The sequence below is a fragment of the Actinomadura physcomitrii genome, assembly GCF_008923205.2.
In the GTDB taxonomy this organism is placed as follows: Bacteria; Actinomycetota; Actinomycetes; order Streptosporangiales; family Streptosporangiaceae; genus Spirillospora; species Spirillospora physcomitrii.
Genome location: NZ_WBMS02000061.1, coordinates 46,678 through 54,609 on the forward strand (window position 1 = coordinate 46,678; position 7,932 = coordinate 54,609).

Annotated in this window: 8 protein-coding genes; 6 read left to right on the top strand and 2 right to left on the bottom strand. The window is 71.8% G+C overall.

Annotated features, from left to right (window positions below; all coding sequences use genetic code 11):
- Nucleotides 1-7: 7 nt before the first annotated feature.
- Nucleotides 8-664 carry a GntR family transcriptional regulator gene (locus F8568_RS43105; protein WP_151599941.1) on the bottom strand — a complete coding sequence of 219 codons (657 nt, stop codon included), beginning with the start codon at nucleotides 662-664 and terminating at the stop codon, nucleotides 8-10.
- 142 nt (nucleotides 665-806) lie between these two features.
- On the opposite strand from F8568_RS43105, the gene F8568_RS43110 reads away from it, so the two are divergent.
- Genes F8568_RS43110 through F8568_RS43135 form a run of 6 tightly spaced genes read left to right on the top strand, consistent with a single transcriptional unit; the run spans nucleotide 807 to nucleotide 7,636 of the window.
- Nucleotides 807-1,958 carry an acyl-CoA dehydrogenase family protein gene (locus F8568_RS43110; RefSeq protein ID WP_151599942.1) on the top strand — a complete coding sequence of 384 codons (1,152 nt, stop codon included), beginning with the start codon at nucleotides 807-809 and terminating at the stop codon, nucleotides 1,956-1,958.
- Complete coding sequence (locus F8568_RS43115; protein WP_151599943.1) at nucleotides 1,955-4,060, top strand: acetate--CoA ligase family protein; 2,106 nt, start codon at nucleotides 1,955-1,957, stop codon at nucleotides 4,058-4,060. Before F8568_RS43110 ends, F8568_RS43115 begins: the two co-directional genes overlap by 4 nt.
- Nucleotides 4,057-4,437, top strand: a complete 381-nt coding sequence (locus tag F8568_RS43120; RefSeq protein ID WP_151599944.1) for a hypothetical protein — start codon at nucleotides 4,057-4,059, stop codon at nucleotides 4,435-4,437. Before F8568_RS43115 ends, F8568_RS43120 begins: the two co-directional genes overlap by 4 nt.
- Nucleotides 4,434-5,285 carry an alpha/beta fold hydrolase gene (locus F8568_RS43125; RefSeq protein ID WP_151599945.1) on the top strand — a complete coding sequence of 284 codons (852 nt, stop codon included), beginning with the start codon at nucleotides 4,434-4,436 and terminating at the stop codon, nucleotides 5,283-5,285. The genes F8568_RS43120 and F8568_RS43125 overlap by 4 nt, the downstream gene beginning before the upstream one ends.
- Complete coding sequence (locus F8568_RS43130) at nucleotides 5,282-6,715, top strand: aldehyde dehydrogenase family protein (RefSeq protein WP_151599946.1); 1,434 nt, start codon at nucleotides 5,282-5,284, stop codon at nucleotides 6,713-6,715. Before F8568_RS43125 ends, F8568_RS43130 begins: the two co-directional genes overlap by 4 nt.
- A gap of 60 nt (nucleotides 6,716-6,775) precedes the next feature.
- Complete coding sequence (locus F8568_RS43135) at nucleotides 6,776-7,636, top strand: enoyl-CoA hydratase/isomerase family protein (RefSeq protein WP_236010058.1); 861 nt, start codon at nucleotides 6,776-6,778, stop codon at nucleotides 7,634-7,636.
- 48 nt (nucleotides 7,637-7,684) lie between these two features.
- Here F8568_RS43135 and F8568_RS43140 read toward each other — a convergent pair.
- The coding region (locus tag F8568_RS43140) for an XdhC family protein (protein WP_160573973.1) at nucleotides 7,685-7,932 on the bottom strand (248 nt) is incomplete at its 5' end.

A 7,932-nucleotide genomic window follows, 5' to 3' on the forward strand; every position in this document is an offset into this window, starting at 1 on the left:
CGGCCGGTCAACGCGCCTGGACCGACAGGGTCAGCCGGATATCCCTGGCGTCGTCCATGTGCCGTCGTGCGACGCGTCCCGCGTCGGCGCGCCGGCCGGCCCTGACATGTTCGAGAATCTCGGCGTGCTGGCGGTGCGCGGCCGGCCAGCGGCCGGGGGCGCTCAGGGTCGTCTCCGCCAGCCGCGCGACCTGCATCGTGAGCCGGCCTTGCAGGTCGAGGAGGACCGCGTTGTGGGCGGCCTGCCCGAGCGCGTCGTGGAACAACCGGTTCGCCGCCATGAGGTCGGACGGGGACGCCGTCGCCGGGTCGAGCTCGGCGCCGGCCTCGAGCGCGTGCTGAAGGCGGAGCAGGTCGAGTTCCCCGTGGCGGTCGGCGGCGTCCTCGGCGATCGCCTGCTCGAGCCAGGCGCGGGCCCGGTAGATGTCGTTGATCTCTTCGGCGGTCCGGATCCGCAGCCGGGCCGTGGCGCCGTTCCGTTCGATCAGGCCGTCCTGCTCGAGGCGGACCAGCGCCTCCCGGACCGGGGTCCGGCTGACGCCGTAGCGGGCGCTGAGGGCGTTCTCCGACAGCCGGTCCCGCTCGGTGAGCCTGCCGGTCAGGAGGTCGTCACAGATCCGGAGATGCAGGGGACGCCCTGCCTCCTGGCCTGCGATCGTCATCATTACCTCCCGGAAGCACGATTTTAGCGACAGCGTTCACGGGCAGCGCCGGCCCGCTTCGTCGTCCTGAGGCGATTGAACTGCCGCCACTCCGACCTGTATACAAGTGCATGGCATACCACACATTACGAAGGAGGGCGGTGCCGTGCTGACCGAGCTCGATGAGGCGCAGCGAGACTTCGCGGAGGCGGTGCGAGCCTTCGCCGCGAAGCACCTCGCCGATGGGGCTCTCGAGCGGGCTCATGACTCCGCGTTCCCCTGGGACGTGGCCCGGTTGCTCGCCGATCAGGGACTGCTCGGCCTCGCCCTGCCGGAGGAGGACGGAGGCCAGGGCGGCACCCTGATGGACGCCGTGATCGCCATCCAGGAGGTGGGAGCCGTCTGCCCGAAGAGCGCGGACATCGTCCAGGCGGGCAACTTCGGCCCCCTTCGCACCTTCGCCGAGTACGCCACCACCGCGCAGAAGGAGCGCTGGCTGGGGGACCTGCTCGCCGGACGGAAGCTGATCGCCCTGGGGATGAGCGAGCCGGAGGCCGGCTCCGCGGTGACCGACCTGGCGACCAGCGCGGCCGAGGACGGCGGCGAGTACGTGCTGAACGGCACGAAGATCTGGTCGACCCACAGCGTCGACGCCGATCTGTTCCTGGTCTACGTGCGGTTCGGTCCCGGCGTCGGCGGCATCGGCTCGGTGCTCGTCGAACGGGGCGCGCCTGGACTGAGGCTCGGGGAGCCCTCGGAGTACATGAGCGGTGAGCGCTGGGCCCAGCTCTACTTCGAGGACTGCCGGATCCCGAAGGAGAACGTCCTGCTCGGGGCGGGCGGCTTCAAGCGCCAGATCAGCGGCTTCAACGTGGAGCGGCTGGGCAACGCCGCGCGTTCGCTCGCCGTGGGACGGCTCGCCTTCGACACGGCGAAGGCCCACATCCTCGAGCGGGAGCAGTTCGGGCGTCCCCTCGCGGAGTTCCAGGGACTGCAGTGGAAGGTCGCGGAGGTGACGGTCGCCCTCGACGCGGCGCAGATGCTGCTGGCCCGTGCCGCCCGGCCGCGCGGCGGGGGCCTGCCGGACGCCTACGAGACGGCCGTGGCGAAGCTCGCCGCCAACGAGGCCGGGTTCCGTGCCGCCAACGAGGCGATGCAGATGATGGGAGCGATGGGGTACAGCAAGGAGAGCCTCGTCGAGTACTGCCTCCGCCGCACTCGCGGCTGGATGATCGCGGGGGGCTCGGTCGAGATCCTCAAGAACCGCGTCGCCGAGCACGCTCTCGGGCGCCGGTTCAGCCAGCGGGCCGCGCGATGACGGGGACCGCGCCGGCTCCGCTGACAGGCGCGCCCCTCGCGCAGGCGCTCTTCGCGCCGCGCAGCGTCGCCCTGGTGGGCGCCAGCACGGACCCGGTGAAGGCGTCCTCTCGGCCGCTCGGCTACCTCCGCCGTTATGGATTCGGGGGCGACGTGTACCCCGTCAACCACCGCGGCGGGACGATCGCGGGCGACTCGGTGTACCGCTCGCTGGACGAGCTGCCCGGCGTGCCTGACCACGCCTTCCTGATGACGCCGACGGCGGCGACGGCGCAGGCGGTCGAGCAGTGCGGGCGGGCCGGCATCGCGGTGGTCACGGTGCTCAGCGGAGGCTTCGCCGAGAGCGGGCCGGAAGGCGTCGAACGCGAGCGAGCCTTGTGCGAGACGGCGCGCTCCTACGGGATGCGGATCCTCGGCCCGAACAGCCTCGGCGTGGTGAACCCGTACCGGCGGCTCGTGCTGACCGCCAACGCCGCGTTCAACGAACCGGATCTGCCCGCCGGGGGCGTGATGGTGGCGTCGCAGTCCGGCAGCCTGCTCGGCGCCCTGCTCTCCCGGGGCCGCGGCAGAGGAGTGGGCTTCGCCAGGATGGTGTCGACCGGCGGGGAGACGGACCTGTCGCTCGGCGAGATCTGCGCCTCCACTGTCGACGACGACGAGGTCACCGGCTACCTGCTCTTCCTGGAGTCGCTGCGGCATGCCGACCGGCTGCGCGAGTTCGCCCGCGCCGCGTCCGATCGGGGGAAGCCCGTCGTCGCGTACAAGCTCGGCCGTTCGGAGGCGGCGGCGGAGCTCGCACAATCCCACACGGGCGCCCTGGCGGGCGAAGACGACGTGGCCGAAGCGTTCCTGGCCGACTGCGGCGTCGCCCGGGTGTCCACGCTCGAAGGCCTTCTGGAGGCCCTGCCGCTGCTCGAACGGGTCGGGCCGCGCGAACCGGGTGCCTCGCCGCGGAGCGTGGGAGTCGTCACCACGACAGGGGGCGGTGCGGCGATGGTCGTCGATCAGCTGGGGGTGAGAGGAGTCCCCCTCGCGGCCCCGGCCGAGGCGACCCGACGCAGGCTCAGCAATGCCGGGATCGTGGCCGAAGAGGGCACGATCGTCGATCTGACACTGGCCGGCACGCGTCCGGAGGTGATGGGGGCCGCGCTGGACGTCCTCGGGAGCGCTCCGGAGATCGACTTGCTGATCGCGGTGATCGGGAGTTCCGCCCGGTCCCGGCCCGATCTGGCCGTCGCACCGCTCGTGGAACGTGCCGACCGCGACCTTCCGGTTGCGGCCTTCGTCGTTCCCGAGGCGCCGGAGGCGCTCTCCATGCTGGCCACCGCCGGAATCCCCGCGTTCCGGACCCCCGAGTCCTGCGCCGACGTCGTCGCCGCCGCGCTGGCGCGCAGGCGCCCCTCCCCTTACTCGGCCGGAAGCCGGCCCTCCGAACCGGGTGCGGCACTCGACGAAGCCGGCTCCTACGAGCGGCTGTCGACGCTCGGCGTTCCGGTGGCACCGTTCACCGTGGTCCGCGTCGGCGAGCCGGGGCCCGACGGGCTGGTCTATCCGGTGGCCGTCAAAGCACTGTCGGCCGAGCTGCCGCACAAGTCCGACGTCGGCGGAGTCGTCCTCGCCGTTGAGGACGCCGACGGCGTCGCGGCGGCCTCGCGGCACATCCGGTCCGCCGTCGCCGCAGTGGGCATCGAGGTGCGCGACGTCCTCGTCCAAGAGATGCGGCCCGCGCTCGGTGAGGTGCTCGTCGGCTACCGGACCGACCCGCACGTCGGACCGCTCGTCCTGGTCGGCGCCGGCGGGGTGCTGGCCGAACTGCACCGGGACCGTGCCCTGCGCATGGCGCCGGTGGACCGGGCGTCGGCCCGGGAGATGCTGAGCGAGGTGTCCTCGTTCGGCGCGTTCCGGGGGTTCCGGGGTTCTCCCGAGGGGGATCTCGAAGCGCTGGCGGACCTGATCGAGCGCTTCTCGGCACTGGCCCACGATGACGACGTCGTCGAGGCCGAACTCAACCCGGTCCTGGTCGGTCCGGCCGGCGAGGGAGTCGTGGTGGTGGACGCCGTCGTCCGCGTCCGCAGTGGTGGAAACGGAAAGGAGAAGCGATGACACCCGCAGTACTTCGGGACCTGGTGAACGCGGACGAGGCCCTCGTACGCCGGGGACGCCTCGTCCGAGGAACGGTCCGCATCGACGTGGGCGGCGAGCGGTGGTACCTCACCATCGAGCAGGGCCGCATCGCCGAAGCGGGCACCGAGGTGCCCGGCGGAGCGCAGACTCGGCTGAGCTTGTCGGCCGGTCAAGAGGAATGGGACGCGTTCTGGGAAGCGGAGCCGCGGCCCGGCCACCATGACCTGATGGCGCTGCTCCGCCGGCGGGTCCTGACCGTGGAAGGCGACACGCACCTGTTCATGTCGCACCTGCGCTACATCAAGGACGTCCTGGAGAAGCCCCGCAGCGTCGCCACGAGGAGGATCCCGTCATGACCGCGTTCGTCGAGCCGATCAGCGGACGCTACGTGCACATGGACCTCCCCGCGGGCCGCTCGCGGATCTACGTCGAGGAGGCCGGCGATGGTCCCGTCCCGCTGCTGTGCCTGCACACGGCGGGCTCCGACAGCCGCCAGTACCGCCACCTCCTGAACGATCCCGACGTCACGTCGCGGTTCCGCGTCATAACGTTCGACATGCCCTGGCACGGGCGTTCCTCTGTTCCGGCGAACTGGCGGGACGCCGAGTACACCCTCACCTCCGACGACTACTCGGCGATGGTGCTGACGGTCTGCGACGTCCTGGATCTGGGCCGTCCGGTGGTGATGGGCTGCTCCATCGGCGGACGCATCGTCCTGCGGCTGGCCCGCGAGCACCCCGACAGGTTCAGAGCCCTCATCGGCCTGCAGTCCGGCGCCGCGGTCGCCCCGTATTACGACCGCGAGTACCTGCACAGGCCGGACGTGCACGGCGGCGAACTGTCCGTCGCGCTGATGTCCGGACTGGTAGGCCCGGCCGCCCCCGCCCAGGACCGCGCGGAGACGCTCTGGCACTACGCCCAGGGCGGGCCAGGGGTCTTCAAGGGCGACCTGCACTTCTACAAGGACGAGTCACTCGACGCCGAAGACCTCGCCCGGATCGACACCACGCGGTGTCCGCTCTACCTGCTCACCGGCGAGTACGACTACTCCTGCATGCCCGAGGACACGCTCGCGCTCGCCGAGATCATCCCAGGAGCCGAGGTAGTGATCATGCGCGGTCTCGGCCACTTCCCGATGAGCGAGGACCACGCCGCGTTCATGCAGCACCTCGGCCCCGTCCTCGAGCGTATCCAGGCATCATGACCGGCGACCCCGATCTGGCCTCCCTCATCGGCGGGAAATGGACGCACGGCAGCGGCTCGAGATCCGTGACCGTGGTGAATCCCGCCACCGGAGGCGACCTCGGAGAACTGCCGCTCCTCACCGAGAACGACCTCGACCTCGCGCTGGACGCGGCGGACGCCGCCTTCGCGGGCTGGCGTGCCACGCCGCCGCTCCGGCGCGCCGAGATTCTGCGGGATGCCGCCGGGCTCGTCCGCGAGCGGTCGGAGACCATCGCCGCCGCCGTCTCCCGCGAACTCGGCAAGCCGCTGCGGGAGTCGAGGGCGGAAGCGCGGACCGCCGCGGAGCACATCGAATGGGCCGCCGAGGAGGGACGGCGCGCCTATGGCCGCGTCATCCCAGGCCGGAGTCCCGGCGTCCACGCGAGCACTCGGGTCGAACCCCTCGGGCCCATCGCCGGCTTCGCGCCGTGGAACGCACCCGCGATCACATCCGCCCGCAAGATCGGCGGCGCGCTCGCCGCCGGGTGCACGATCGTGCTCAAGCCCGCCGAGGAGACCCCCACCGCGGCACTGCACCTGGGGCAGGCCTTCATCGACGCCGGGCTGCCGCCCGGCGTGCTCAACATCGTTTTCGGCGATCCCGCCCAGGTGAGCGCGCGGCTTCTCGGCTCTTCCCTGACGAAGGGGGCCACCTTCACCGGTTCGACCGCGGTCGGCAAACTCCTGCTGGCCCAAGGAGCGGCCACGGTGACGGCCATGACCATGGAGCTGGGCGGCTATGCACCGGTCTTCGTGCTGCCCGACGCCGACCCCGTCGCGGTCGCCGACACCGCCGTGACCGCGGCGATGCGGAACTCCGGCCAGGTCTGCACCTCCCCCAGCCGCTTCTACGTCCACGCGGACCTGCACGAGCGGTTCGTCGCGAGATTCGCCGAACGGGCCGAGGCGATGCGGCTGGGCGACCCCTTCGACGAAGAGGTCCAGATGGGGCCGGTCGCCACCGCGGCACGGCTGCGGTCCATGGCGCGGCTGACCCATGACGCCCGGGACCGGAACGTCACGATCGCGGCCGGCGGGACCGCCGTCGACCGGCCGGGCTTCTTCTGGCGCCCCACTCTCCTCGCCGGCGTGGACGACGACGCGGAGATCGCCAATGTCGAGCCGTTCGGCCCGATGGCGGCGACGACGCCCTACACCGACCTCGACGCCGCGATCAGGTCCGCCAACCGGCTGCCCTTCGGCCTGGCCGCCTACGTCTGGTCGACCGACCTGCGGTCGGTGCGTCGGATCACCGACGAACTCGACGCGGGGTCGGTATCGGTGAACCATTGGCAGGCCTCGCTTCCGGAGACTCCCTTCGGAGGGTTCGGCGAGAGCGGACTCGGCTCCGAAGGGGGCGTCGAAGGGCTGCGGGCCTTCCAGCGCATCAAGTACGTCAGCCAGGCATGAAGCAGGCACCCGGTGGCCGATCAGTCTGAGGAGAAGACCCTGCCCGCAACAGAGCCGACCATGGCCGCAGCCGTGAGGTACGACCTGATCGAGGACGTCGCCGTCCTCACACTCGACCGGCCGCCCGTCAATGCCAGTTCGGCCGGTCTCCGCAGGCAGCTGGCCGCCGGTCTGGATCGGGCGGCCGCCTCCGCCGCCGTCGGGGTCGTCATCATGGGCGCCCATGACACCTTCATCGCGGGCTCCGACCTGACCGAGTTCGACGAGGAAGTCCTACCGGAGCCTCAACTCCCCGCCGTCATCAGAACCATCGAGGCCCTGCCGGTGCCCGTCGTCGCGGCACTCGACGGACACGCCCTCGGAGGCGGGCTCGAACTGGCCCTCGCGTGCGACGCGCGCGTGGCCACGGCACGGGTCGTCCTCGGTCTTCCCGAGGTCACCCTCGGTATGGTCCCCGGAGCCGGCGGGACGCAACGCCTGCCACGTGCGATCGGGCGGGCGGCCGCGCTCGACATGATCGTCTGCGATTCCCGGTGCGACGGCGTGACCGCCCGCGAGCGGGGACTGGTCGACGAGATCGCGGAGCCTGCGGACCTGCTCTCCCGAGCCTGTGCTCGTTCGCAGGTCATCGGCAAGCGCGCGCTGCTTCGAGAGCCCGTGCCGGCGGATCCGAGGGACGTGCTGTCCGACGCCGTCGCCCGCGCGACCGCAGTGACCCGGATCCACCCGAACGCGGGGGAAGCGATCCGACTCGTCCAGTGCGCCGGATCGGGCGACGCCGACACGATGCTCGAGGACGAGCGGGCGACGTTCCAGCGCTTGCGGCTCTCCGATGAGGCCCGCACGTTGCGCGAACGCTTCTTCGCTGAACGGCGAGCCGCCCGCCGCCTGAGGGAGAACTGCCCGGCTCGACGACCGTGACACCGAATCGGGCGACCTTAGCGGTCATCCGCCGAGGGTAGCCCGCGGCTAGCCGCCGGCGTGGATCCGGCCGCTGGTGTCGGTGAGCGGCCGGCCCGACCCGCCCCAGCGCAGCTGCACCAGCTCCGCCGCGATCGACACCGCGGTCTCCTCCGGCGTCCGCGCGCCCAGGTCCAGCCCGATCGGCGAGCGCAGCCGCGCCAGCTCGGCGCCGGTGAGGCCGGCCTCGCGGAGCCGGGCGAGCCGGTCGTCGTGGGTGCGCCGCGACCCCATCGCGCCGACGTACCCGGCGCGTG